The sequence below is a fragment of the Burkholderia sp. 4NA327C6 genome, from assembly GCF_005502655.1.
Lineage (GTDB): Bacteria > Pseudomonadota > Gammaproteobacteria > Burkholderiales > Burkholderiaceae > Burkholderia > Burkholderia contaminans.
Genome location: NZ_SCNZ01000046.1, coordinates 1 through 21,063 on the forward strand (window position 1 = coordinate 1; position 21,063 = coordinate 21,063).

At 63.4% G+C, this 21,063-nt stretch carries 29 protein-coding genes and 1 tRNA gene; 12 read left to right on the forward strand and 18 right to left on the reverse strand.

The window, feature by feature from the left end; translation table 11 throughout:
- The 3 genes from FFS49_RS42185 to FFS49_RS32775 form a co-directional block, all read left to right on the forward strand.
- A partial coding sequence (locus FFS49_RS42185; protein ID WP_349291132.1) for an LPD7 domain-containing protein occupies positions 1 to 1,251 on the forward strand: 1,251 nt, incomplete at its 5' end.
- Between the two features lie 559 nt (positions 1,252 to 1,810).
- Positions 1,811 to 2,770, forward strand: coding sequence for a hypothetical protein (locus tag FFS49_RS32770; RefSeq protein WP_049036521.1), 960 nt, complete (start codon positions 1,811 to 1,813; stop codon positions 2,768 to 2,770).
- An 815-nt stretch (positions 2,771 to 3,585) separates the two neighbouring features.
- Positions 3,586 to 4,251 (forward strand): hypothetical protein, encoded by a 666-nt coding sequence (locus FFS49_RS32775; RefSeq protein WP_122174098.1) that lies wholly within the window; start codon positions 3,586 to 3,588, stop codon positions 4,249 to 4,251.
- A gap of 105 nt (positions 4,252 to 4,356) precedes the next feature.
- Here FFS49_RS32775 and FFS49_RS32780 read toward each other — a convergent pair whose 3' ends face one another.
- On the reverse strand, positions 4,357 to 6,432 hold the full coding sequence (locus FFS49_RS32780; protein ID WP_122174100.1) for a ParB/RepB/Spo0J family partition protein: 2,076 nt from the start codon (positions 6,430 to 6,432) through the stop codon (positions 4,357 to 4,359).
- A 120-nt stretch (positions 6,433 to 6,552) separates the two neighbouring features.
- On the opposite strand from FFS49_RS32780, the gene FFS49_RS32785 reads away from it, so the two are divergent.
- The 4 genes from FFS49_RS32785 (at position 6,553) to FFS49_RS32800 (ending at position 8,109) form a co-directional block, all read left to right on the forward strand.
- Positions 6,553 to 6,981, forward strand: a complete 429-nt coding sequence (locus FFS49_RS32785) for an antirestriction protein (RefSeq protein WP_049036520.1) — start codon at positions 6,553 to 6,555, stop codon at positions 6,979 to 6,981.
- A 12-nt stretch (positions 6,982 to 6,993) separates the two neighbouring features.
- A complete protein-coding gene (locus FFS49_RS32790) occupies positions 6,994 to 7,185 on the forward strand; it encodes a hypothetical protein (RefSeq protein ID WP_089464342.1) in 192 nt (63 codons plus the stop codon).
- Positions 7,186 to 7,240: 55 nt separating this feature from the next.
- Positions 7,241 to 7,453: a DUF3717 domain-containing protein gene (locus tag FFS49_RS32795; RefSeq protein ID WP_049036517.1), complete on the forward strand. Its 213-nt coding sequence runs from the start codon at positions 7,241 to 7,243 to the stop codon at positions 7,451 to 7,453.
- A 383-nt stretch (positions 7,454 to 7,836) separates the two neighbouring features.
- Positions 7,837 to 8,109 (forward strand): helix-turn-helix domain-containing protein, encoded by a 273-nt coding sequence (locus tag FFS49_RS32800; protein ID WP_089464343.1) that lies wholly within the window; start codon positions 7,837 to 7,839, stop codon positions 8,107 to 8,109.
- A gap of 66 nt (positions 8,110 to 8,175) precedes the next feature.
- Here the strand turns inward: FFS49_RS32800 and FFS49_RS32805 are convergent, their stop codons facing one another.
- Genes FFS49_RS32805 through FFS49_RS32820 form a run of 4 tightly spaced genes read right to left on the reverse strand, consistent with a single transcriptional unit; the run spans position 8,176 to position 9,766 of the window.
- Entirely contained in the window at positions 8,176 to 8,361 is a 186-nt protein-coding gene (locus tag FFS49_RS32805) for a hypothetical protein (protein WP_049036515.1), read from the reverse strand.
- Entirely contained in the window at positions 8,358 to 8,537 is a 180-nt protein-coding gene (locus FFS49_RS32810) for a hypothetical protein (RefSeq protein ID WP_049036514.1), read from the reverse strand. The genes FFS49_RS32805 and FFS49_RS32810 overlap by 4 nt, the downstream gene beginning before the upstream one ends.
- Positions 8,538 to 8,592: 55 nt before the next feature.
- Positions 8,593 to 9,099 (reverse strand): hypothetical protein, encoded by a 507-nt coding sequence (locus tag FFS49_RS32815; protein WP_049036512.1) that lies wholly within the window; start codon positions 9,097 to 9,099, stop codon positions 8,593 to 8,595.
- 25 nt (positions 9,100 to 9,124) lie between these two features.
- Entirely contained in the window at positions 9,125 to 9,766 is a 642-nt protein-coding gene (locus tag FFS49_RS32820; RefSeq protein ID WP_049036510.1) for a DNA methyltransferase, read from the reverse strand.
- Positions 9,767 to 10,474: 708 nt separating this feature from the next.
- Between FFS49_RS32820 and FFS49_RS32825 the strand changes: the two genes are divergently transcribed.
- Complete coding sequence (locus FFS49_RS32825) at positions 10,475 to 10,843, forward strand: hypothetical protein (protein WP_220497710.1); 369 nt, start codon at positions 10,475 to 10,477, stop codon at positions 10,841 to 10,843.
- Positions 10,844 to 10,862: 19 nt separating this feature from the next.
- Here the strand turns inward: FFS49_RS32825 and FFS49_RS32830 are convergent, their stop codons facing one another.
- Positions 10,863 to 11,045 carry a hypothetical protein gene (locus FFS49_RS32830; RefSeq protein WP_137910206.1) on the reverse strand — a complete coding sequence of 61 codons (183 nt, stop codon included), beginning with the start codon at positions 11,043 to 11,045 and terminating at the stop codon, positions 10,863 to 10,865.
- Positions 11,046 to 11,457: 412 nt separating this feature from the next.
- Here FFS49_RS32830 and FFS49_RS32835 point away from each other — a divergent pair, with 412 nt between their 5' ends.
- A complete protein-coding gene (locus FFS49_RS32835) occupies positions 11,458 to 11,940 on the forward strand; it encodes a hypothetical protein (RefSeq protein WP_224755972.1) in 483 nt (160 codons plus the stop codon).
- Between the two features lie 71 nt (positions 11,941 to 12,011).
- On the opposite strand, the gene FFS49_RS32840 is transcribed toward FFS49_RS32835, so the two are convergent.
- Positions 12,012 to 12,413, reverse strand: coding sequence for a hypothetical protein (locus FFS49_RS32840; protein WP_137910207.1), 402 nt, complete (start codon positions 12,411 to 12,413; stop codon positions 12,012 to 12,014).
- A gap of 106 nt (positions 12,414 to 12,519) precedes the next feature.
- On the opposite strand from FFS49_RS32840, the gene FFS49_RS32845 reads away from it, so the two are divergent.
- Positions 12,520 to 12,822: a hypothetical protein gene (locus FFS49_RS32845; RefSeq protein ID WP_137910208.1), complete on the forward strand. Its 303-nt coding sequence runs from the start codon at positions 12,520 to 12,522 to the stop codon at positions 12,820 to 12,822.
- Positions 12,823 to 12,909: 87 nt separating this feature from the next.
- On the opposite strand, the gene FFS49_RS32850 is transcribed toward FFS49_RS32845, so the two are convergent.
- Positions 12,910 to 12,983, reverse strand: a tRNA-Gly gene (locus tag FFS49_RS32850).
- Between the two features lie 33 nt (positions 12,984 to 13,016).
- Entirely contained in the window at positions 13,017 to 13,316 is a 300-nt protein-coding gene (locus FFS49_RS32855) for an H-NS histone family protein (protein ID WP_049036503.1), read from the reverse strand.
- A gap of 311 nt (positions 13,317 to 13,627) precedes the next feature.
- Here FFS49_RS32855 and FFS49_RS32860 point away from each other — a divergent pair, with 311 nt between their 5' ends.
- A complete protein-coding gene (locus FFS49_RS32860) occupies positions 13,628 to 14,890 on the forward strand; it encodes a DUF6402 family protein (RefSeq protein ID WP_049036502.1) in 1,263 nt (420 codons plus the stop codon).
- Positions 14,887 to 15,546: a hypothetical protein gene (locus tag FFS49_RS32865; protein WP_224755973.1), complete on the forward strand. Its 660-nt coding sequence runs from the start codon at positions 14,887 to 14,889 to the stop codon at positions 15,544 to 15,546. Before FFS49_RS32860 ends, FFS49_RS32865 begins: the two co-directional genes overlap by 4 nt.
- Positions 15,547 to 15,598: 52 nt before the next feature.
- On the opposite strand, the gene FFS49_RS32870 is transcribed toward FFS49_RS32865, so the two are convergent.
- The 9 genes from FFS49_RS32870 to FFS49_RS32910 all read right to left on the reverse strand — a co-directional run bounded on the left by FFS49_RS32870 (position 15,599) and on the right by FFS49_RS32910 (position 21,053).
- The gene (locus FFS49_RS32870; RefSeq protein WP_089464345.1) at positions 15,599 to 17,437 is read right to left on the reverse strand and encodes a phage integrase family protein; all 1,839 of its coding nucleotides are present in this window, start codon (positions 17,435 to 17,437) and stop codon (positions 15,599 to 15,601) included.
- Between the two features lie 3 nt (positions 17,438 to 17,440).
- Positions 17,441 to 17,869, reverse strand: coding sequence for a hypothetical protein (locus tag FFS49_RS32875; protein WP_049035741.1), 429 nt, complete (start codon positions 17,867 to 17,869; stop codon positions 17,441 to 17,443).
- A 270-nt stretch (positions 17,870 to 18,139) separates the two neighbouring features.
- Positions 18,140 to 18,475 carry a hypothetical protein gene (locus tag FFS49_RS32880; protein WP_049035738.1) on the reverse strand — a complete coding sequence of 112 codons (336 nt, stop codon included), beginning with the start codon at positions 18,473 to 18,475 and terminating at the stop codon, positions 18,140 to 18,142.
- Positions 18,476 to 18,479: 4 nt separating this feature from the next.
- A complete protein-coding gene (locus FFS49_RS32885; protein WP_089464346.1) occupies positions 18,480 to 18,905 on the reverse strand; it encodes a hypothetical protein in 426 nt (141 codons plus the stop codon).
- On the reverse strand, positions 18,902 to 19,192 hold the full coding sequence (locus FFS49_RS32890) for a hypothetical protein (protein WP_089464347.1): 291 nt from the start codon (positions 19,190 to 19,192) through the stop codon (positions 18,902 to 18,904). Before FFS49_RS32890 ends, FFS49_RS32885 begins: the two co-directional genes overlap by 4 nt.
- A 9-nt stretch (positions 19,193 to 19,201) precedes the next feature.
- Positions 19,202 to 19,447, reverse strand: coding sequence for a hypothetical protein (locus FFS49_RS32895; protein ID WP_049035947.1), 246 nt, complete (start codon positions 19,445 to 19,447; stop codon positions 19,202 to 19,204).
- Entirely contained in the window at positions 19,444 to 19,734 is a 291-nt protein-coding gene (locus FFS49_RS32900) for a hypothetical protein (RefSeq protein ID WP_049035950.1), read from the reverse strand. Before FFS49_RS32900 ends, FFS49_RS32895 begins: the two co-directional genes overlap by 4 nt.
- 136 nt (positions 19,735 to 19,870) lie before the next feature.
- Positions 19,871 to 20,338: a hypothetical protein gene (locus FFS49_RS42190; RefSeq protein ID WP_163013129.1), complete on the reverse strand. Its 468-nt coding sequence runs from the start codon at positions 20,336 to 20,338 to the stop codon at positions 19,871 to 19,873.
- A gap of 46 nt (positions 20,339 to 20,384) precedes the next feature.
- A complete protein-coding gene (locus tag FFS49_RS32910) occupies positions 20,385 to 21,053 on the reverse strand; it encodes a hypothetical protein (RefSeq protein WP_049036308.1) in 669 nt (222 codons plus the stop codon).
- Positions 21,054 to 21,063 lie beyond the last annotated feature (10 nt).

The following is a 21,063-nucleotide window of genomic DNA, read 5'->3' on the forward strand; positions in this document are numbered from 1 at the left end:
GGCCGGGTAGCGGACAGTGCGATCTCGCAGGCCGCGCGCGACGCGCGTGAAGCACGCCGGCAGCGCGCGGGTAAGGGCGAATTCGCGGAGATACGGCAGCAGCTGAATGCCGAGCGACTTCTGGCCGAGCTGTCGCACTCGCACGGCGTGTTGCCGCAGAAATACGTGGTCACGGTCGGCAGCGACGGCGGTGCCCGGATCCGTGCCGGCCGGCGCAATCTGAACGTGTCCGACTTCCTCACGAAAGAGTTGAATCTGTCGTGGAACGAGGCCGCGCCGCTGCTGCGAGAAAGCTACGCACGTCAGCGAGCGGGCGAGCCGATTCCGCGCACGCGCGAATTGCCGCGCACCGTGCTATGGCGCGAGTTCGCGGCGGAGCGCGACGCGCACGCACGGGCTCGTCGCGCGGCTTGGGCGGCCCAGAAGGATCACGAGCACGCACGACGTGCGGCGATCGCCGGCGAGCTCGCCGAGCGCCGCACGCAGATTCGATACGCGTCGCAGATGCGCCAGCCCGAGCGGCGCCAGGCACTCGCGGCCGCGCGCCTAACGCGTGCCGCGGCCGATACGGCGCTTGCCGCGCAGATCCGCCTCGAGCGCGACGTCTTGAAGGCGCGGTACGGCGCTGCGACCGCACCGACGTTCACCGGCTGGCTGCAGCAGCGCGCGCAGGGTGGCGACGAGCGCGCGCTCGCCGAGCTGCGCCGCACGGGCAAGCCCAGCCATGCGGACCCGACGTCGACCAATACGCCGGTCAATACGATTCGGCCTGGCACGCCGGCTGTGCATGAGGACAACGCAATCCTGTTTCATGGACCGGAGCTGTCGTTGTCGGTCGACGAGGGCGGCAGCGTCAGCTATCGCCGCGATGGTCAGACGCTCGTTGTGGATCGTGGTGACGCCGTCGACGTGCTGCAGGTCGATCGCGCGGCGATCGAGACAGGCCTGCGGCTCGCGCAGATGAAGTTCGGCCGCACGCTCGAGCTCGACGGCAATGAAGTTTTTCGGCAAGCGGCGATCGAGGTGGCGGCCGCAGCCGGCTTGTCGGTGCAGTTCGGCGACACGCAGCTGAATCGTGCGTTGGCGGACGCGCGCTCGTCGCGGGTCGATCGGCAACTGGCCGACGTGCGTGAATCGCTCGGCGTGCGCGATGACGTGTCGCGTCCGGCGGCGCCAGCGCAGCCGGCACCTGCGACAGCGCCGCAACCTGGTCCGGCGACCGACCCGAAGCCGCGAGGGCCACGGGTATGACGATGCAAAATCAGTACAACAAGGGAGTATGGATGCGCCAAGTCTGGCAAAACGCGATGGTGAACGCGTGCAACCGCGAAATACTCACCGGAATACCTTCCGGTGCGGTCGGTGAAACGGTAGAATCGGAAAAATTTTTGTCACGAACCGTCGTAGAGGAGCGCTTAGCGCACGAAAAAACGGCCGCACAAAAGAAAACCCCCTGCTGGAAACAGGGGGCTTGTCTTGATGACGCTCTTACAGCCAACCGGAGAAGAGGCCATCCCGTAGGAAGGATGACCAGATTCTACCCAGAACCGGTCGGCTGTCAAGCGTCATCTGTGCAAACTCGTCTTTTTAAAATGAGAACCAGATGATGCGATTGACCGAGCGCGGGGCATGGCCCCGCTATGCGCGGGGCGCCGCGAGATCCCTCGCGCCCGCACCTTTCGGTGCGACCCCAAATAAGCTTTCCTCGCGGTTCGTGGCGATAATCCCGAGCCGTCGAACCTTCCCGCCCACCGGCGGGATGCACCGGCCGCCGGCCGGACTGGAGCGCGGATCCGCTTAAGGCCGCGCCGTGGATTTCTCCTTCGCCGCATCGCTGCCGCCTGATCCATCCGATCAGGCTGGCGTGGCCGCGTCCGTCGACGCCACGTCCGAACAGGATCTGTTCGGTGGCATCCTCGCGGCCGCGCGTGGCGCGCACGCAGGGTTGCGAGCGCAGGGCGCCGGCCTGAAGGGTGCACCGAAGCCGGCGGCGGCGTTGCCGGAGCGGGTCTGGCCGGAAGACATCCCGCACCCGGCGCCGGCGAGCGCGCCGAAGTTGCTGCGCGAACTGAAGATGCGGCTCGGCCGCTACCTCGACACGCCGCAGGCGTGGTTGCCGCGCTTGAACATCGCGAACGGCAGTGCGCGCCAGCAGCGCAGCGAGCGGCGCATCGCGTGTGTGCAGCTGATGCGCGCGCTGATCAAGTTCTGCGATCTCGTGACGCTACGCGTGGCGGTGCCCGGCAAGGACGGTTGGATCGACTTCACGCTGCCGTACCTGGCCGAGCAAGCGGGCCTGTCGCTGCGCCGTACCGAGCGCGCACTGCATGATCTGATCCGCGCCCGGCTGGTCAAGAGCCGTCCGCAGTGTGAGGTGCAGGAAAGCGAGCAGGGCGTGCGCTACCGCGGCTTCGCCGCAATCAAATACCTGACGCCGGCGATCTTCGAGCAGTTCGGCCTCGGCAAGTGGTTGACGCACGAGCGCACGCGCGCGCACCTGCGCGCGCAGCGCCGGCGGGACGCGCAACGCAAACGCGATCGCAAGGCCAGCGTCGCGGCCGTACAGCACGGCGAGCAGCTGGCAGAACAACTCAAGAATATCCAGTCACGCGTCAAGCAGCGTGCGCTGGCCACCGATGTCGGCCGCCAGGCCGAGCTCGAGCGCGCGATTCATCTGCGCATGGGCGAGCTGAAGATGCAGCACCCGGATTGGGATCGCGATCGCTGCTACCGGGTCGCGCGACAGCAGTTGGCGCCACCCGGCGACTAGGCAAACCTCCACCCATAGACAGTCACCTATCGCGCAAGCGAGGGTGGCGCTCGTCCGCGCACAGAATTTCGAGCGATTTCCGCCGTGGTCGCGCGCGATTTTCCCTCGCCGCGCCCGGTTTTGCCGCACCGCTGCGGCCGCGCGTGCAGGTGTGTGTGGATAACTCATATTAATTGTCGGGTCGAATCGCATTTAAGTGTCGGGACTTAACCAGAAGCTTTCTCTGACTACCCCATATCGACCGGCGGCTATGCCGCCGCGTCACGCGGGCTTCGCCCGCTTGCATGGATCAACCCCTCGAACCACAACCTACACCCTCCGGCAGGCACTAAGCCGCTGACGGCCTAAGGCCGCCACCGGCTAAGTGCGCGACAAAAGATTTCGGGCCGCGTCCAAGGCCGCACCCCGAAATCAGCGCGCGCTGTGAGCGCCTGATTGCCCGCACATCTTCTCGTACCACCACCGCCCCATTGTCTACAGAGAGGGGGGCGATCCGCGCGTCCTGGTTCACTGTCGCGCCGTTACCACGGCGCGTCCGCTGTCCCGCGGGCGAAGCCCGCCGGGTTTCCAAAGGGGCTTTGCCCCTTTGGGCACGGATATGTGGGCGGAAACGTTAGTTTCCGTCTACATATCTATCGTGCCTGCGGACGCCGCCCTTCGGTTGGGGTGGTTTCAAAACCTAACATCCCCCGTCCCACACTGTCGATTTGCTACTCATTCCGCCGACACCCTCCGGAATACGAAGCTTTTCAAACGTTGACTAACGTTTTGCTGTGGTTCTACGATCTGAGGATCACCCCTCACGGTTGATTCACATGACCACCCTCACGCTTTCTCAAGACCTGCTCGGCCTTGCCACCGGAACAGATCACCGCTCCAAGATGGCGCGATTTCGCGAGATGTTCGATCAGGTCCGCGTCGCGCTCGATGCGGGCGTGCGTCATCTCGCTATCCGCGATGTGCTGGCGAGGCATGGCCTCGAACTGAGTGTGACGACGCTCGATGTGATGATTTCGCGGGTGCGCCGTGAACGGGCGATTCCGCTGCCGCGCGATGCACGGCAGGGCGCGGCCCGGCCCACATCGTCGGGGCCAGCACCGACACCGCCTGCCGCCTCTGCGACGCCAGCAACCGTGGAAATGGAATCGACCGCCCCGGCGCAAACGGGCGTGGTCGAGCCTGCGCGGTCGGTGCCGCCACCTCAAACGCTTGAGGAGATGGCCGTCGCCCACCTCAAGCCGAAGGTGTCGCTACCGGACGACTGGCGCACCGGAGCGCTGACCTACGAACAGCGCAAAACGTTGACGCCAGTGCAGCGCCAGGAACGCGAACGCGCCATGCAGGCAAGGTTCTTGGCAAACCCATTGGCGGGATGGAAACCGGGTCAACCGCTTCCGCCGCTGACGCCGGATCCAAGCGCCGCGCGTGATGGGGAAGTGGGGAGCGCCACGCCTGACGATTCCGAAACAGGTACGGCGTAGGCGTCGGGCAGTAGGTAGCGCAAAAAAGCCGCACCGGCCATGATGGCGCGGGCGGCTCGGTCGTGGTGAGGCTTCGCCCGGATCGTGTCCGGGCGGCAGCGCTACTTACGCGGTTTCGGCTTCTTCATCTTCCGGCGGCATTTCATCGTCGTCGCCTTCTACGTCGTCGTCATCGTCGGTTGCTTGCCAGATTTCCGGATGCTCGCGGTTGCGCAGCACCTCGGGCAACCATCCGGTTTCCGATACCGCGCGTTCGGCCGCGCCGACCAGTTCGGCCTTTTTCAGCTTTTCGAGCGACGCGGCCGTTTCCGTCGTGGTGGCTTCCTTCACCACGTCAAGAATGCGTGCCTTCGGCACGTGCTGGAAGTAGCTCGCCCCGGTCGCCTTCCAGTACGACCGGTAATCGACGTTCAGCACATCAGCCAAGCGGTTGACGACGTGCGGGGCGTCGCCGTGGCTCACGCCGTCCACCGTGGCCGCGACGCAGAACGCGAACAGGTCGCGCAACGTGTCGCCGGTCTGTGCCATCAACCAGCCGAACAGGTCGCCGTTCGCTTCCTTCGTGATACGTGCACGCCAGAATTCGGAGCGCTCGTCGTAGGCGATCCATGCCGGGCTATTCGTCATGTCATCCGCAACGTTCACCAGCTTCTTCGATGACGATTCAGATTGGATGCTGAGCATGCCGAGCGTACCGCGTCCGAAATGACCGGGCAAAACGTCCGGCACCATCCGGGCCAGCAGCGTGACCAGCGCGATTTCCGGGCGGCGGCTCAGTTCAAGTCGCACGATGGCGGTGCGGTGCGCCGTTAAGCGAGCGCACAGGCTTTCGCTGTGCAGCGGCTTGACCTGTTCGGGGGCCTGCGCCGCCCGTCGCAGTGCGCCGGGCGCTTGTGCGCCGAGCGCCTGACCGGCTGCCTTCATGTCGGCATGCTTCACCAAGCCGACCTGAACGAACAAATCGCCACTTTGCGATACCGCGATGTACACGCCGGACACGGCTTTCTGTTCGGCCGTCCATTCGCTGGCACGTTCATCGAACGCTTCGAGCGCTTCCTCGGCCGCTTGATGTTCGGCTTCGAGTGCGTCGGCGTCGATCGACTCGTCGTCGCTGTCGTAGGCGGCTTCGAGCGCTTCGCTCGCGCGGGTCACGCGCGCATCGAGTGCGTCACGTTCCGCTTGCTCGTCGGCGCTCAAAGCACGCGTTCCAGCGCTCAGGCGCGTACACGCATAGATGGTTTCGTAGTTGGTTTTCAGGTCGGCTTCCACCCATGACCAACCCTCGGCGCGCAGCGCATCGGCCGCCTCATCCAGCTTCGCGCGAACCAGACCGTTCAGGATGTCCGGGCTTACCAGATAGCCGCCGCCCGTGTCCGAAAACAGGTCACGGCGCACCTCGCCACCCGCTGCCTCGTATGCCTCGACGCCGACAAACCGGGCCAGCGCGTTTTCGCTCGACACTTCCTCGCGCGTGATGATTTCGCGCAGCTTCGCCGGTGCCTGCATCCATGCCGGGCCATCCTGTACTTCGGCCCAGATGCGCTCTTGTTCGGCTGGATCGGGGCAGAGCGCGAGCGCTTGCAACTGGCCGAGTTCAATCTCGTCCTGGCGGAACGCTTCGAAAAGCTTCGGCGACACGTGCGCCAGTTTCAACCGCCGTTGCACCGTCAGCACGGAAACAGAAAACACCTCGGCAATGTGTTCGGGCGTGCGCCCGTCTGCGTGCAAGTCACGGATGCCTTCGCACACGTCCGCAAGGTGCATGTCTTCGCGCGCCGTGTTCTCCATCAGCGACATAAGCCGCGCCTCAGCATCCGTCACGATCACGACGTTGATCGGCGCGTCGGCCGACGCTTCGCGGCGCTCGACCAGCAGCCCATAACCGGCCTTGCGGCGACGGCCCGCACAAACGCCGTAGCTCACCTTATTACCTTGCTTGGCCTTCACTTCGTGAACGATGAGGTTCTGCATGATGCCGCCCGCGCTCTTGATCGACTGGGCCATGCCTTCGATGTTCTGCGGCTCGCCGCGCCGCACGTTGAACGGTGAATCGATCAGCGCCGAAAACGGCACGGTGGTTGCTGCACGGCTACCGACGATCAGGTCGACTACGGCTTGCTGTTTCTGCTTTGCACTCACTGTCGTTACTCCCGAATTCGGCCAAGCGGGATGCTCGGCCATGGTTTAAATATATGCCTTAAAGGCATTATAGTCAACAAAAAAATCTTGAATATAATGCCTTTAAGGCATATACTATTTTTGTGGCCGGGCATCCCGCTTGGCCGAATCCGGGAGTTATCCATGTCTCAAGCTGAAGCACTGCAAACCGACGCACCGATTCAATCCTCGCTCGTCATCGAGGAGCACCGTCTGCGGTTCTTGCCGAAGCATTTCGGCCCGTCGTACCTGCGTGGCGAAAACCTGCTCTATGCGTGGGCGCGCCGACTGTCGCCGGAATACTCGGGCGGTCACTGGCTGTTCTTCGAGCTGGATAACGGCGGGTTTTATGCCGCGCCTGCGAATGAAGGTGAGCTGTACGTCTGCTTCAATGAGAACAGCTACGAGGGGCACATGGGGGCGGAAGCATTCGGGATCGTCGTCACGTTGTACGTGCTGTGCCGACTGTCGCACGACGACCGCACTGGGCGATTCACGAATGCCTATCATGCGCTGCGCCGCTTCGCCGTGCAGCATCCCGAACAGCGCGAAATCTTCCGCGCAATCGACTAAGGGGACCGCGCCATGCAACAGCAACGTTTCAAGGTCGTCGTAAAGTGCCGTGAATTTCCTGTCACGGTTGATTGTTTCGTGCCTGCCCTGTCGGTTACGCACGCGGGCGTGGTGGCCGATGAATGCGCCACGCGTCACGGGCTGTCCGGCGTCGAGGTGATCGATGTCCAGCGCGACGAACAGCCGCGCGCCGACGTGAACTGATAACGTGACGCTCTAACGACAAGGCGCTCCGGCTGCAAGGCCGGGGCGAGCACGTATGGAATTCACCCTGAATGATTTGGAATCCGCGATCAACCATTGGCGCGAGCGTTACCCGTCCGACGACGGCATGACGGTGTGCCGACAGGCCCGCATTCTGGTCGCACCGTACACGTTGATGTTTCTGGAGAAACGCGAACGGGTCGCGGCGTCCGAATTGACGGCCGATCAGATCGACGCGGTGCGCGGCGCATTGGCCGCGCTGCGGTAATGCCGATGGGATAATAGGGGCATAGCCGCCCCTTATCTCTCGCTGTGCTGTGCGCTTGCCGCGATGGTCGGCCGGACCTCCCTTCTTGCAAGCTAGGGGCGTCAGGCACGAGCACGCTTCGCGCGCGCCGCGCGCCCGGATTGAGGGACACGGGGACCCGCGCCGGCATTGTCCGGCGTGGGGAGAGGCCCGACCCGTAGCGAAGCGAAGGGTCAATCCGGTGAGGCGTTGACGGACCGATGGCGGGGTTGTCAAGCCAGGTATGCGATCGCAGTGCGATCGCAGTGCGATCGCATACCTGGCGTGATTCCTCCGGCGCGAAGCGCTGGGGGCTGGATGCTCAGTGGCATCCGATCCAACGCGTTTGACATGCAGAGAAACCTATGACGACCTACACTATTGAAATTCGGCGTGAATGCTTGCAGCCGGCGCGATTCTGGGCCCAGCCAAAAGGAATCGAAGTAAAGGAGATACTCCGGCGAACGGGTATGACACCGCAAGATGCTTCGGAATACTTGGGAATATCCACTAACAGCAATGGACGCACTGTGCGCAAGTGGATGTCCGAAGAAGCACCGATTCCGTATTCGGCCTGGGCGCTCCTGTGCGATGCGGCTGGCATCGACCCATTTTGGCGTGCGGATCCAGACAAGTGATAGACGGCCGCTCGATGCGGCCGTCTATCACTTTGCGGGCACCGGCGACGCCGGCGCAGTAGTTGATTAATCGCGCGGCTTGAGGCGGATTTTTCTCCCTGCCTCGTATGCTGCCGCTAACGCCTCGCGCACGGTCCAAACCGCGACGCTATGGAAGTCAAGGCGATCGGATTTCTGCTCCTGCAGGGTCGAGATAAAAAGATGCTCGCGCGCGATCGCCTCGAGTAGCGTTTCGAATTCTGCGTGGGTCATCGCGCGGTCCTCCGTACATCTTGACCGAGTTCGAACGCCTCGCGCAGCGCGTTCAATAGCTCGGCGACGCTCACGGTAAGCGTGTCATCGGAGCGAGGCGCCGGGCTGTCCAGGCGCGACGCGAAGTGATGATCGAGTACGGCACACATCAGGTGCTGGATATAGAAAAGTTGCATGGTGTTTGCCTTGTTCGGATGCCGGCCGCGGTGAGCGGCCGGCCGTTCAATCGGGTCAGTGGAATCGCACGGCGCCGTCATGCTGCGCAAGTGCGAACGCGACATACCAGTTGCGATAGAGCTCGGCGAACAAGGGATTGCTTTCGCCATCGACCAGGTGCATGAATCGCGAAAAGTCGTTGGCCAGCTTGCGCGAAGTACGTGGCCCGATCGTGCCCATCGTGGTTGAGAAGTCGATCAGTTCCTTGAACATGCCTTCCGTTTCGACGATCGCGCCGTTCGTGTGGCAGATCTTCTCGCTGCCGAGGGGAATCGCCGGATAGTTCGCCAGTTCGGCGAGCTGCTCGCGGAAAATCTCATGCGTGATGTACGTACCGACGTTGAACTCAAACGCATTGCGGTAGCGAAACACGCGGGCGATATCGAGGCCGTCTGCGCGTTGCGGAAAGCGCGGCGCCCAATAGAAACGCACCGTGAATACGTCAATCGGCTCGCGGTTGCCGTCGAGTCGCGGCGCGTCGATCGCTTCCAGGCCGCAATAGGCTGTGATGGTCAGTCCCATGATGGTTCTCTCGCTTCGTTGGAGGTTAAGCCGCGATCGCTTCGCGCCGGCCCAGCCGGGCGACAGCCGCGGCGTGATAAGTCGCGTCCAGTTCGATGCCGACATAGCGACGCCCAAGCTGCTTGGCCGCCGCGCACGTGGTGCCGCTGCCGGCGAACGGATCGAGCACGAGGTCCCCCGGCCGCGTGAACGCCTCGACGACGGCGCGCATGGCGGACAGCGGCTTTTCAGTGGGGTGCAGGCGGTTGCCGGAGTACTGCCACGGCTGTACGTCCGGCAGGGGCTTTGATGGCAGCGCCGGCGAGCCCTTGGCGAGCACGTAGGCCGATTCGTGCTGGTACTTCACGAAGCGCGCCTTGGACGCGTAGGTTTTCGCAAATACGATGTGACCGACGATGCGAAAACCCGCCTTCTTCCACGCTCGGAAGAATTCATCGGTCTTAGTCCAGCCGTAGAAGCTCACGCACAGCGCGTCATCCTTCAGTACGCGGAACACCTGTGCGAACGCCGGTTCGAGCCAGTCGCCGCGCACATCGTTCGCGATCGAGCGGCCGTTGCGGTCCTGGTAGTTGACCAGATACGGCGGGTCGGTCAGCGCGAAGTCGATCACTGCATCGGGGATGGTGGGGAGAACATCGAGACAGTCGCCGTGATAGAAAAAGTCCATGGTGGTGCTCCATCGATAAGGTGAACCCTGTGCCGCCCGGCAGATGACGGGCGGGGCGATGGATAGCGCGGCAGCGTTTGCGGCTGCACGGTGGTGGCTACCCGGCGCTGGCGAGCGCCGGAAGGGTGTCGGGAGTCAAGAAACGTGGAATAAATGGTGGGCCTCCCGGCCAGGGAGAGCCGGCCGTTTATGCCGCGAAAGTTCTTGAAGGTCGTTCACCGTGCGCGACCATCCCGGCGCGCGCGGTGAACGACCGGCTCCCGGCACCCTGGAGGCGATCGTTGGCGACGGGTAGCCACCACCCCGGTAAGAACCGCAGAGGCCTTGGTTGAGTGGACCTTGGCAAGCACGGCGACGTGGAAGGAAGGGATGGTGTTTCGTTGCTGTTGGACATGAGAACCGTGCACGGGCGCGCAGCGCGCGTGCACGGTTCGATCGCGAGTGCAGCGCAGCTCGCCTCGATCACGAGTTTTTGAGGTACAAGAAATTCCGCTATGCTGCGGATGATTCAACCGACCAGGACAGTAGGATCTCCATGCATGACCACGAGCACGCGGCCGCGATGAGGCTCATGTGCGACACCGGCATCGGGGCGACGTACTCGCCGGCGAGGTTTCCGTGACGCGTCGCGCGAGCACACGTCGACGGCCGCGCGGCCAGCTCGCCAAGCGCTTGCTGTTGCCTATGCCGCGGGACGAGATCGAGAAGATGTCGCTGCAGTACCACTCGGCGCTCGAGGCGATCAGGATGCGTCAGGGCAGCGCCTTCGGCATGCGGATCCTGCTGCAGATGATCATGCTGACGGGGTTCATCGATGAAGCCCGTCGACAGGAGATCCGGGTTGAAGTGCTGGTGGCGGCGGAGCGCGGGATCCAGGCTGCCTTCGATCGCGGCGAGCGCGAGGATCTATGGACGTTTGACGAGCAGACCGACGAGCTCGTTTCGATGCTGCTGGCGTGGCACGACGATCAGCTGCGCACGGCGCCACTCGCGGTGCTGTTGGAAGCGATCGAGCGGATGGACCGACTTATCGACGGAAAATCGTTCGAGCGGCCGCCGACGCGTTTCACGCCGTGATCGAGCCGATCGGCGTGCTTCAGTGCGCGCCGGTCACCGCAGTCATCACAACCTTGCCGACGTGCGCGATCACGCCGAAGACGCCGGCAGCAAACAGCAGGCCGAGCTGGATCAGGATGGCCCACTTGAGGATCTTGCCCGGCACCGCAGCCAGCCGGTCGTACCAGGTTATTTGCCGCACCATCACCACATACTTGGTCATGTTGTTCACCATGATCAGGGTTGAGATCGGACGCGCCTTGCCACAAACGGTTATCCACATCAAATACGCAGCTCGGACAGCATCGCACGCTACTACTTAGTGTAGTACAGAAAGTAACGAAAACGGCCTGTTTTTGTGTAACGAAAAGTGCTATCTTAAACTCAATGAAATCCACGAAACCGCGGATGGGTAGACCGCCTATTCCTGAAGAAGATCGGTTGATCGGCCGCTCGATCCGTTTGACCGCTGCGCAATGGGCGAAGATTGATGCGCATGGAATGGCTTGGCTCAGAAAGCTGATCGATCGCGCACGGTCGACAAAGCCAGTGCGCTCAGATGAAGATCAGTAGTCGTCTGGTTGTGCAGGAAGTGCTGTAGCCGGATGAAGTGGATGACGTGACGACGCCTGAGGATGGACATGTTGATTCGCGAGCAAGGCCGATCGATCAAGCTGCTGCGCGTCACGCGTAGCGGGGATACGCGTCGGCACCGTCAGATTGTGATCGGCACGTTCCGTGCGGATGAAGACGTGCCGGCTGATCTGCTCGAGCGCCTGGATCGCAATGAGCGGCGTGAGCTGTCGTCATGGCTGGTGGCCTGGCGTGACAGTCAGGCGATGGCGCGTGCTCGCGAGGTGTTTGCCAGTGCGCCCGCACATCTGGACGAACTGGTCGCTGCGCTGGATGCAGCTGCTGGATTGTTGGCGCCGGCCGAGGCGGATGTGTTGTGGCGCAAGCTGCAGATGATCGCACGCGGCTTGCGGCGCGGCGGTCATCCTCGTCCAAGGCGAGTGCCGGCGCAACCCGCACCGTTGCCTGGCCAGCTGGATCTGATCGACGCGCTTGAGGGGCCAGCGATTGCTGTCACGGCGACCGAGGATGGCGTTATCCCGTGATGCTCAGGCGACTGCTGTCGAAGGGGCACCAGCAGGAGGATCTGGATCGTTTGCCCGGCGGTACCGGAGCATTACTCGGTGGCAGTCGCCTCGATCGCTTTGGGCTGAAACGTGATGCCTGCGTCGAGGATCGACTTGCCGTCGTCGCTGATTCGACCGGCTATCACGGCGGCGCCGCCGGCAGGGTTGTCGCGCACGGCCTGGACGAAGCGCTGCAGGGTGCCGCCCTTAAGCGTGGTTTTGACGATGCGGCCCGCCGGCGTACAGATCGAGAACGGCAGCTGAGCGTTCTTCGCGCCAGGCGTGCCGACAGGCGGTACGGCGTCGAATGGAAATCGCTCGACGTCGACCACAACGCTGACCTTCACGGCGCGAGCATGGATGACCGGGTCTGGAGTGGCGGAAGGTTGAGCAGCATTCGAGCGGGACGGTTGTGACTGGCCAGGCTTCGTCGGGCGGGTAGACGCGGTCATGGGTATGAGGACGGTGTGAGCGGGTTGGGTTCGACGATCATACCGTCTGCAATATCAAACGTGGTTTGTCTTGGAGTGACACGTGATGAGAAAGCAATGTGTAGTAATGCTGATGATGTTGTCGATTGCCGGATTTACTCAATCGGCTTATGCCTACGGATACGGCTATGAGCGTCCTTCCGGATCAGTTGTCGGCGGCATTGTCGCGGGTCTGGTCGGCGGGTTTCTGTTGGGCTCGGCGATCGCTGCACCGCCGGCATATGCGGGGCCGCCTCCGATGTATGGGGCGCCCGTTCCGGTCTATGCGCCTCCGCCCTATGACTATGCGGGGCCACGCTGTTACTGGCGAAACGTGCAGGAATGGGTCGGTTACGGCTGGGCGATGGTCCCGCGGCAGATCTGTTACTGAAGACCTATCGGACGCGATTCACACTCGCGGACAGTCGCTGCCGCTGGTTTTCAAGGAAGGTGTCTTAAATCGCTTGATCACATCTTCTGGAGCGGGCGAAGGGAATCGAACCCTCGTCATCAGCTTGGAAGGCTGTTGCTCTACCATTGAGCTACGCCCGCATGGTTCGCGATCTGAGCCGCGAACGTGTCACGTTACTCCGTAACGGGAATCAGAAAGCGCTCGCGCTTCTTCCCTGCAATCCAGCCCGGCGCTTTGCCGCGTCCGCTCCAGGTTGCGCCCGACTTCGGGTCTTGATATTTCGGAGCGATGGGTGTGCGTGCACCGGATACGGCAGCGCGCCGGCGCCCGAACAGCTGCTCGGACGTAATGCCGTATTCGGCGATTTGCTCACGCATCGCCGTAATGATGCTCTCCAGTTCTGAGAGACGTGCTTCTTCTGCCTGCTGTGCCAACGCATCAGCCTGCTTTTTGAGTTCGAGGTAAGTCGTCATGGATTAAGATTCTTCAGTTGAGCAAAGAGCGCTTAGGCTAGTCGGAACAAGGGACCAGGTCAATACGAGCCGGGCCATTATCGTGCATTTGGATGGTAGTGGCATCGCTGCAGGACGAAACTGGCAATATGCTTGTGCTCTTTCACCAAGTTTATGTGCCGGGAACTGCCCCCGATCTTTCATTCTGAGTGAATTCGATCTGATTTAACAGTAGATCACATTGGCGTCGTTGGTTTTGGCGGGATATCGATTACTCTGATACTGCTCACGAGCATGACGAACTCTTCTCAATAATCGCTGTTCACGCACTTATGCCAGACGTCAGAAAAGTCCCGTATTATCAGCTGGAATCCGGTGTTTTATATTCCAGCAAACGGTGGAAATGCTACTCTGGCGTAGTCGGATGCGTTCCCATCGATACGCAGCAGAGAATCTCGTTCGACAGGCTCGCGCCGAACGAGCCTCCACCGCCACCCCCGCCCAAGGCAGCCGCTCCAGTCGCGCCGCAAAAGCCGCCCGCCCCTGCTCCAGCACCTGCGAAGCCGCCCGCCAAGCCACAACTGAGCGATAAACCGCAAGACGCGGAGCAAGCCGACAAGCTGCCCGAGTTCGACCTGCAGGACATCCCCAAAGCAATGGACAAGATGGGCTGGCCAATTTCGGCCAAGCTCGCGCGAGAATGGCTTGCGAGCCCCAAGCACGTCTACAACAACGATCTCAACTCGGTACAGCCGCTCGACGACACAACGGTTACCCTGGATTGGGCATTGAAATTTAGCGGCGCATCCGAGCGCTTCAATCAGCTCGTGCGGCAAGCGATTTACACGCCGAATGCCGTGCGAGCCGCCTCAAAAGTCATGGCACCTGTGATCGAGAAGAGTTTCTCGGGCGGGCAGTTAAACGCGGCCGGTATCGTGATCGACACTTCGCCGTTTCTGAGGGATCCGCTCCAGTTTCACATCGCCTGGGGATTCCAGTACCAGCCCGTGTCGTCGCTCGATACGCTCGACGGTACCGCGATGACCGATCTGACCGGGGCCCTGGCAAACTTCAACTTCTACGCCGCCATCGGGAAGGCGACCGTCACCGGGGATCGCTATTACAAGTACGAAGGCAAGCGCAAGATTTTCTGTCTCGAGCCGGTCGCCCAGATCACCCACATCTACGTCTACATCAAAGACAGCTACTCGTTCAACGACGATTCGCCTTCCAAGAGCCAATACCTCGGCCACTGGAACAAGACCGGTATGGTTCTGTCCTACGTCGCGGCCGTCAACGATTTCTTCAAAAGCAGCAACTTGAATGTCGGGAACTCGACCATCGAGGAGTGGCGTTATCTCCCCGAGGGCGAAGAGGTCAACAAGCCGGTCGACAAACGCACCAGCCGCTTTCGGAAATTCCTGGCAAAGGATGTCTACTGGCCAGTCCATAACAAGACGTACCGCGACTGGCGATCGGTGCATAATCGCGGCGGCGACTTCATGGTCTACAGTAAGCCCAGACTTATCAAGCTGGACAAGCCGATCATTCTGAAAATTGACACCATATGCAGAACCCTCCCGGCCGAGCAATGAAGGCGCTCACCGTCATCCTCAAAGCGGCCTTGGCCGTTGTCGCCGCATGCCTGGTTGTCGCCATCGCGTGGATGTTCGTGCCGGCCGACGTCAGGAACGCGATCACGCTTTTCTCGCTTAAGAACGCGAAGAGCGTGATCTTCGCCGTCACGTCGATCATCTTCGTGCTCTACTTCTATCGGCTTGTCAGAAATATCGACCATTTCAGTCGTGCAAAGCGCGTGGGACTGGCGATCGTCACGCTGGGCTTTTTGGCATTCTTCTATCTCGTCAATTTTCGCGGGATCGCGACCGACGACACCAATTGTCAGCGCTACAACTACAACGCGAAGCTGAACGGCGGCACCAAGCGGGTCGACGGCACGACCTACATCGTCAACATCTGCGGAAGCGGCGGCGGCCACGGCAATGGCTTTTTTGCTAACCAAAACGAGCAGGTCAAAATCGTCGTGGCCGATTCGCACGGGTCGACCCTTGCCACCCGGCTATTTTTCGTCTTCTGGGGTGGCCGCCCGGGCGCCGAGCCGATCGAGATCCGCGACGGCAAGTTGATCTACTTCGACGCGTCGGATACGTACGACAGCATGCGGTCGATTTCGATGCCACCCACCACGATCGATTGGATCGCCGCGAGAACTCCGATTTGGCTGCGCTGAGAACGGTCTCGCTGCCGGGCGGTCGCCGCGTTGAAGCAGCACCACCCACGATTCAGGATTCGCGAGTGAGCCGCGCGTGGTACTTCGCCGCCTCGCGACGCATCCGCGCCTCTTCCGGCGACACGTAGATGGACGTCGTGCCAAGCGATGCATGCCCGAGCGTGCGCTGCACGACTTCGAGCGCGACGCCAGCCGCCAGCATCTGCGTGCCGACCGTGTGCCGGAAAGCGTGCGGCGACGTGTCGGACAGCTTGCGCCGATCGGCATCGCTCAGATCCGGCATCACCTCGAGCAGCTGCGCGATCGCCCACTGCGTCAGCCCGCGCGCCCCGCGCACCGAGTAGCCCCGGGCGCGGGGCTTGAGCTGGTCGCCGGCCTCATCGGGCTCGCCAAATTTCTCGCGGGCCCGCGGCGTAGGCGGGATGACCAGCGGCGCCACCAGCGGCAACCCGGGTGGTTCCGTCGCGGCCACCGCGTCGAGATCCTGGCCGCGATCGCGCCAGTGCGCACGCAGCGCGTCGACGCACTCGTCGCTGATCGGCACGAAGCGTTGCTTGTTGCCCTTGCCGATCACCTCGAGCAACCAGCTGGCCGGCGTGTCGTCGTCGGCCGGCAGCCAAGCGAGGGCCGCGCGCGCCACGCCGGCCGCCTCGGCAATCCGCAACCCGCCGTCGCCCATCACCAGCAACAACGCGCGCGCGGCGCGCCAGCGCGGCCCGCTCGGGCCCTGCAGCTCGCTGCGTTCGGCCAGCGTCGCGCGCACGCGGGTCCACAGGTCGAGCGGCAACGAGCGCTCGACCTGCAGCTTGCGCGCACGCGTGACGACGTTCGGATCGGTGACGGCCGCCCACGGGTTGCCGGCCAGATACCGCACGGCGACCAGCCAGGCGAACGCCGCGCGAATCCGGCGCACTGCGTAGCGCTGGCTTTCCAGTGCCAGGCCGCCTGGCGCGAACGGTCGCCACTGGCCGCTCCTGCGGGCGACGGGCGAGCCCGTAAAACGCTCAGATGGCGCGGCGAGAAACGCCTTATACGCGTTGCAGTCCTCGACCCGCATCGACGACAGCGCGACGCCGCGCTCGGCCACGCACCAGAGCACCAGGCGCTCGAGCTCGCGTGTGTACGCGCGCTGCGTGGCCGGCCGATCGTCGTAGCGGTGCAGATACGCCCGTACCGCGTCCAGGTCGTGCGCAGCGCCCAGATACGCAAACACCGACGCCCGGTTCGCCCCGTGCGCGCCGGACAGGGCCTCCGGTAGCGCCAGGCGCTCGAGCGGCGCCAGTTGTCCCGCGCCGGCCGTGATGCTGGCCGAGGTCGGCGCCAGCGCGTCGCCGGCGTCGACGTCCGGCCCGACGGCCGTGCCGATCGACGCGGCGTGGCGCCGCAACCAGGCGACCAGCACGCGCGCCCGGCCGGCGCCGATGCGCGGCACCGAGCGCCACCACTGCCCGCCGCGGCGATTCACCAGCGCGACGAGCTCGCCGAGCGTGTGGATCTCCTCGCCCGCCAGGCGTGCCGCGACGAGCGGCCGGAACCAGCGGCCGACCGGGTGCTCGGCCTGCGGCGTGGCAACGGCCCACTGCGCGGCGACCTGCTCGATCAGCTGCAGTGAGACGGGCGTGAGGCGCGGCTCGCCGTATTTTTCGATCGCCGCCTGCAGGTGCGACTTCAATACCGGAGAACCATCGCGCAGCGCGGCCGCGACCAGATCGTCGCGCATCGTGCGCAGCAGCTGCGCGACGTCGACCGGGTCGTCGGCGTCGCGATCGAAGTACAGCCGCTCGATCGTCTCGAGCGGGAGGCCTTTCACGCGCGCGCGCAGCGCCGTGAATTCGGTGCGGCTGTAGCTGCGCAACGGCATTTGGGCCAGCTCCTGGGGGCGATTTGCCATGGTTCAGCCTGCAGGAATGGGTGATACAACCGTGTCGGCAGTGGTGACACGCTGAAGCCGCTCGAACGCGGCGACATAGCGGTGCATCGGTACCGCGGCCAGTTGCGCGTCCAGCCGTGCGAGAACGTGCTCGACTGCGGCGCGCTCGAGGTCGGTCAGCGCGCCCGGCTGACCCTGCGCGGCGCGGTCGGCGTAGTCTTGTAGCGCCGTCTCGGCCCGTCGATAGGGGGTCGGCTCTGTCGGGTCGAGGAAGTATGCGAGGTAGATCGCATTCAAGAGCGTGGCCAGCTGCGCGACGTCGTCGTTCGCGTCGCGCAATGCCGCCAGCGCCACGTGATGCTTCAGCTGGATCCGGCGTAGTTCGGCTGCCGGGATCGGCAGCAGCTGTGCCCGGGTCAGCGGCCGGTGGCTGCGGGAGGTCGCTTTTCTCATTGGCTCGGGAAATTCGACGACCGCACCTTGTCACAGCGCTCGCATTGGTACGCGTGGAGCCCGCTGTCGTTCAGGATGTAGTGGTAATGGGAATGCTGCACCCAGCGATGCACTCCCATCAAACACGCGAACCGCGCCATCCAATTGCGAAACATGATGTCCTCCGGACCGGTTGGTGCATGCCGCTGGTGCGGCGCTTAATTCAGGGCTGAACGGAGACCGGAGCCGCCCGCGACGGTAATCCCTCCGGATGCCTGAGGTGACGGTTTTTCACTGGGCCGTGGCGGCTCGAGCGGACTCGAAGGCATCGGCCCAGCTCTCGTCCGTAATGTTGTCGAGCGTGGCAATCGCCGCCGCGCGCGACGCTTCGATGGTCGACGCCTCACTCTTCGGCACGTGCATTCCCAACAGCACGTCGGACACTGCGTAACACTGAACGTCATCAAGACCGACGACGGCATGAACGGCCCTGGTCCGTCCGCGGTGCTCGAACGGTATGCCGATCACCTCGACATCGCCCGTCCGCATGGCGAGCGTAAACACCACACCGTCGACGTACTTCGGTGCCGGCCTGGCGGGCGGCTTTTTGGAGGAGGAGCGAGCCATGAATTTAACTCCTGCAGGGAATCGACACATAGAGTTCCGGCACCGGCGGCTCGCCGAGGACCAACGCGAGGAAATCGCCGGCCGCCGTCGGGTGTTCGATGAAACGCTGCACGTACGGCGGCCGCGCGAACGCGACATCCAGTAGCGCACCGGACGCGCTGCGGATCAACGAGTGGGAGACGAAGCGTTGTTGCGCCCCGTCGCCCCCGTCCGCGAGCCAGCCGCGTACCGGGGTATCGCCAGGGTGCAATTGCAGCCATCGCGCAACCTGCTCGTGGCAGTGATGAGGATTGGGCGGCCAGTGCGCCAGCGCGCCGGCGCCCGCGTAACGATCGATCGACAGGGCATTCGCATAGTCGCGCGCGATCGTGTCGGCGAGCGCCAGCTTCACGGCGGCCAGCGCGGCGTTACGGTCGAAGGCAGCGGTCATGATGCCCGGCGCTCCTGTGTGTTACCCCCGGACGGTGCGGCCGCGGCGTTGACCAGCCCCAGCAGCCGATGCTCGTCGCGCTGCAGCGCTTGCCGTCCCGCGTCATCGACGGTTTTCCGGGCCGCATTCACGAAGCCAAGCCAGTACGCGAACACGCTAACGGCAGACGCACGCAATGACGCGCGCTCTGCTTCGTCGCCGGCGGCCGCGGCGAGCATCATATAGTCGCGGATGTGCCTTTCGGCGGATCCGGTCAGTTCAGGGTACGAGACGGTGTAGTCGTGCACGGTGGAATTTCAGGTGTTGAGGTTAGTGGAATCGGCGGTCGCCGAGACCCGGATCTTTGCGGCCGCGTCGAGCAGTTGCTGCGCAAGACGCTCCGCCTCATCGGCCGTCGCGAGAATGCGGAAGTGCTGTTCGCTGTCGAGCATGCCGACAACGTCGAGCTCGATCACCTGGTGGTCCTCCCACGCGAACACGCGCGTGCGGGCGTGGACCGACGCGTCGCCGCGGCCTTTGGTGTAGCGGGCAGTCGTTTTCATTTGATCGTCTCCGTCTCCGGCAAGCCACCCGTGCACAAACCCGCCAACATGTTGACTAAGCAAAATGCGGCAAGAAGGAACGGGAGTGCAGCGATCAGGTTGACTATTGTCACGGGTTGTGGGCGCGTCATGTCAAAACATAGAAGCAATGCCGTCAGGATGACGGGCAGCAACAGGAATCGCGTCCATATCCAGTTCCCGGTGTAGATCGACCGCACGACCGTAACCAGCGCCGTAATCGGCACTGTCCCCAAGGCAATCCAACTCGCAATCTCGAATATCGACATCGACCTTTCCTCCCCGTGGATCAAAATCCGTATTGATCGTCGCCCCTGCGCCGTAACACCTGATAGTCGTGCTCGGGCAGCACGATCAACCCGGCTTCGGCCGTCTCGAGCACGCGCGTCATCTGCCCTTCCTTGATCACTTCGCCGTGGTCTGGCCGGCCTTCGCGTAGAACGCGTCGACGATCGCGAGCAGCTCTCGCAGACGTGCAGCGACGCGCGGCGTCACGAACAGATCCACGTCGGGTGTGCGCGCGTAATACGCCTTGGTCGGTCCGACACCATCCGGGCCACCACCGATATCGAGCAGCCGCAGATCGACGGCTGGATCCGTTTTGTCTGCATAGAGCTCGGCGGCGCTGTAGATGTTGTAGATGGCGCCATCCTCGGCCCAGCCTTGTGTGTCGACGCACCACGCGTGCGCCAGCAATTGTTCAAGGTGGGCGGCCTCGTCTTTGCCGCGTGGCGCTTCGAAGAACACGGTGCGCTCGTCGAATGTGCCGCGCGATCGGCACAGTGCGTCCGGCAGCACGACGAACGCGCGGTACAGCGTACCGGTCGTGAGGCCCGTGGTCAGGATCGGTCGGTCGACTGCTTGCAGACTCATCGTTGCACCTCGAAAGAGTGGAAATGGCGTGCGCGTCGGCCGGCCGTCACGCGTGAAGGTTGCGGCCGGCGTCGGCCAGGATCGCTTGTACGGCGGGCTGACGCAGTGCGGCACCGAGCTCCGCGTAATGCGGGTGATCGCCCGCCTCGCTAAAAGCCCAGGTCGTGTATTGCGGCGGCAGCAGCACGGACCACCGGATCGCGTCGTCGACACTTTTCTCGCCGAGCACGATATTGGCCGCGATCGACTGGATGGCGGCGATTTCATGGGGCTGGAGGGCAGTGTGCGCGTAGGGCTCGCGCGCGCGGCCGAGCAGCGGCTCGACGACCTGGCCGACGGCCGTGGTCAGCTCGGTGACCCGTTCGACGCGTGGCAGCGCGGCAAGGATCGGCTCGCGCATGCCCGGCTCGAGCGTCAAGGCGAAGCCCACCCGAAACTCCCGCAGATCCGCGTGCTTCGGGGGCAGCACCTGCAGCACGTCCAGAATCCCGGCCGTCTGCGTCACGTAGACATTCTGCGGACCCGCCGCGATCGCGTTGTCGCCACTTACCCGGGCCCACTCGTCGCCCCATGACGACGAGCGCGCATCGACGGTGATGAGTAGCGTGGCATCGGGTTCCCGGAGTTCGAGATGGGTGGAACACGGTTGGATCGTGACGCAGTAGCGCTCGCCCCGAATGGCGAGACCCGAGTTGTAGCGGTTGACTTCCGGCATGGTGGCTCCG